Origin of the sequence: uncultured Anaerovibrio sp., from assembly GCA_902786545.1 — a bacterium.
In the GTDB taxonomy this organism is placed as follows: Bacteria; Bacillota; Negativicutes; order Selenomonadales; family Selenomonadaceae; genus Anaerovibrio.
Window position 1 is genome coordinate 1 of the sequence record CADACU010000084.1, and the last position, 3,032, is coordinate 3,032.

4 protein-coding genes are annotated in these 3,032 nt (G+C 42.2%); 2 read left to right on the forward strand and 2 right to left on the reverse strand.

The window, feature by feature from the left end; genetic code table 11:
* Positions 1 to 217 precede the first annotated feature (217 nt).
* On the reverse strand, positions 218 to 1,414 hold the full coding sequence (locus QZV24_RS10210) for a tyrosine recombinase XerC (protein ID WP_294523503.1): 1,197 nt from the start codon (positions 1,412 to 1,414) through the stop codon (positions 218 to 220).
* A gap of 427 nt (positions 1,415 to 1,841) precedes the next feature.
* Positions 1,842 to 2,144 carry a helix-turn-helix domain-containing protein gene (locus QZV24_RS10215; RefSeq protein ID WP_294523506.1) on the reverse strand — a complete coding sequence of 101 codons (303 nt, stop codon included), beginning with the start codon at positions 2,142 to 2,144 and terminating at the stop codon, positions 1,842 to 1,844.
* A 225-nt stretch (positions 2,145 to 2,369) separates the two neighbouring features.
* Here QZV24_RS10215 and QZV24_RS10220 point away from each other — a divergent pair, with 225 nt between their 5' ends.
* Together QZV24_RS10220 and QZV24_RS10225 are read left to right on the forward strand one after the other, a co-directional pair.
* Positions 2,370 to 2,585, forward strand: coding sequence for a hypothetical protein (locus tag QZV24_RS10220; protein WP_294523508.1), 216 nt, complete (start codon positions 2,370 to 2,372; stop codon positions 2,583 to 2,585).
* A 32-nt stretch (positions 2,586 to 2,617) separates the two neighbouring features.
* Positions 2,618 to 2,926, forward strand: coding sequence for a helix-turn-helix domain-containing protein (locus QZV24_RS10225; protein ID WP_294523510.1), 309 nt, complete (start codon positions 2,618 to 2,620; stop codon positions 2,924 to 2,926).
* Positions 2,927 to 3,032 lie beyond the last annotated feature (106 nt).

Here is a 3,032-nt window from a genome sequence, read left to right on the forward strand (position 1 = left end):
TTTTCAAGTGGTGCCGAAGGCCGGACTCGAACCGGCACGTATTTGCATACGGCAGATTTTGAGTCTAGATAGAACACATTTTCTCTTAATCCGTGCGATGGTGTATCGTGGTGAAATTCAGTGTTTTCAAGGACTTGACTGCCATATTATATTTCGTGTCATATTGTTTGGTTATGTTTGGTATTTCCCCAAGTGCAGACAATTCTGCAGACACTTTTTACAGCTGACTAAAGCGTTCATCCAGCCAATTACTTACTTCCGCCACATCCTCATCCTGAATGTGGGTGTAGGTATCAAGGGTAATCTGGATATTGCTGTGTCCCAGCTGTCCCTGAATGTCCTTGAAGTCCAGTCGATGGGATGCTTTCATACTGGTGGCCATATCATGACGCAGCATATGAAAGGTAATGTTTAAAGCAAGTTCCTTGCACACTTTGGTAAAAAGGCTGGAGAAAACATTTGGATTATAATACCGCCCATCATTGGTGGTAAACAGCATTTCCGGGTGTTCCCAGCTTTTGGATGCCAGCTGGATAGCATTTTGCTTTTTCTTGAAAGTTATCAGCTCCCGGCAGTAGGCAGCAGGAAGGTGAAGTGTTCTTACACTGGTACGGCTCTTAGTACGGTCTATATAAATATTGCGCCGCCCCGTGTCAGGGTTTACATTGCCAATCCCCATAGCCTTGTCAATTGTCACGGTACCGCCAGTAATCACATTGTTTTTATCCCGCTCAATTTTAAAACTGTCCCAGGTCAGGGCCAAGAGTTCACTCCGCCGTATACCGGTAATAAACACGGTATAAATGGCCATCTGCCAACCATAGAACCCAGGTTCATGGTCAAGCAGCTTGCGCCAAATTTCTAGGGTAGGTTTAATAAACTGCCTTTTATCCGGCTTTGGCGGTAATTCCAAAAATTCTGCGGGATTTTCGATAATCAGGTGTTCCCTTCTGGCCCGCTCAAAGGCCTGTTTAATAACAGTACGGAAATACTGGCAAGTGCGATAGTGGTCACTCCCTATTTTATGAAAAATAATGTACTGAAGATCTGAAGCCGTCACTTTTTCCAGCTTCATTTTACCAATGGCATTTATACATATGTCCAAAATCCTGCGGTATGATACCTGGGTATTTTCCCTTAATTTTGGGATTTTATAGGTTTCAAACCATTTGTTCAGCCACTGCGCGACTGTTATTTTTTCCGCATCATAATGAATGTTATGGGAGTATTTGTCTTTCATTTCCTTGATATAGGTCAAGGCTTCTTTTTGAGTATTAAAGTATTTCATTGGGCGAATTGCTTTTCCGGTCTTTGGGTCTGTTCCAATGCTTATTTGGGCAGCCCATTTTTTGCGCTTTTCATTGTAGTAAATGGAACCTTCGCTGCGTGGTCTTATCTTTTTTTTGCTAGCCATGTAATGTACCCTCCTGTCCATAAATCATCTAGTAAAATACTGGAATGAATACGCATTTAAAAAATAATTCCGCCATCAACTGTTCTTCTGTCAAATCCAATTTTAACTGAAAAGTGCCATAATTCAATACGATACGCTTATAAAATATCCACAAACCATAAATACAACAACTGTGGATAACCACAGAAAAAACTGTGGAAAACTCATTGTTCCTTGTGAATAAGCTCTTTATAAGCTGTTAATATTTCTGATTTGTGGTATATGTTGTGGGTCGTGTACCGGTCTATGTAGTGGTCTGCGTAGTGGCTCACCCAGTGGCTCATTATGAGCCTGTGGATAGTCCCTACGCCTTGCCAGTAGCGGTTTACCCTTGCCCCAATATAATACTAGACTATATAAGATAAGACCGTAGTAATAGGCCCAGTGCCTATTTTTTTCTTAGTCCATCAATCAAAGCCTTGATATTATCTCGCTGCTGCGGGGGCAGTTCCCTGATGGCGGCGGTCAGCTCTACCAGCTCCGGATCCGGCTCATAACCAGCCAGATAATCAAGACTGGTATTGTAGAAATCAGCCAGCCGGCAGAGTGTTTCCAGAGGTGGTCTTGATGACCCTCGTTCCCAGTTATTTAGTGTAGATTTTGGAACGCCAAACTGTTTGGCAGCTTCACCAAGAGATAATCCCTTGCTGTCCACTCTTAACCGTTTAATCTTCTCACCAAAAGTTTCCATCTGAATTTTCTCCCGTCATTGTTTCTTTTTGTGTTGTTTCGTTGCGTCTCATTGTGTACGAGATAACTATACCATATTTAAATACGATTTGTATAGTGATGTTTTTAAAAATAATATAATTTTTGTGGACATATGGTGTTTCGTGTGTTATAGTTGTGTTGAATTTAAGTACGGTTATCTTGAAACTGTATTGTAATTTAATATCATCACAAGGAGTTTTTTATAATGAATAGCAATGAAACACTGTTTGTTAGCGTGAAAGAATTTACGAAGGCCTCCGGGCTGACGGAATACTGTGTGCGTCGTCTGTTGAAAATAGACGAATTTCCCAAATTGAAGTATGGCCATACCATTCGTATTCCGCTGCAGGCCGCCCAGGAGTGGCTTTTGAAGCGGCAGGGAAGCAGTATTGAAGCGGAATTTCCAGCTTTCTATGGTTGATTATGGCCGCCAAGAGGGGCAACGGCTGGATTATGGAAATAAAACAGTTTTACATAGCCCATAACAGTGACCGGATTAGTACCAATGCACAGGCCTTTTGGCACTACCTGATGTATCGGGCCAACGAAAACTGGTGGCATTACCCTTTATGCCTGAATGTTCCAGAAATAGCTTTTGCCATAAAAATGTCCATTGCCAGCGTGAAAAGGGCGCGGGAAGAACTCACCCAAAAAGGTTTTATCAGGTGGGAATCTTCCGGGGGCAGCCGGGCGGCCAAGTATTATATTTTGAGCCGAACTGGAAGCCTATACGCCGGACAGAATCAAAAGAAAGAAAACTAAATAGGCTGTTAAGCCTCCGGAGAAAGCAAAACTTATGTAACTTCCTTCTCTTTTGACCCCATAAATACACCAATTATGGCTTTATATCCGGGGGCTTAATATATAT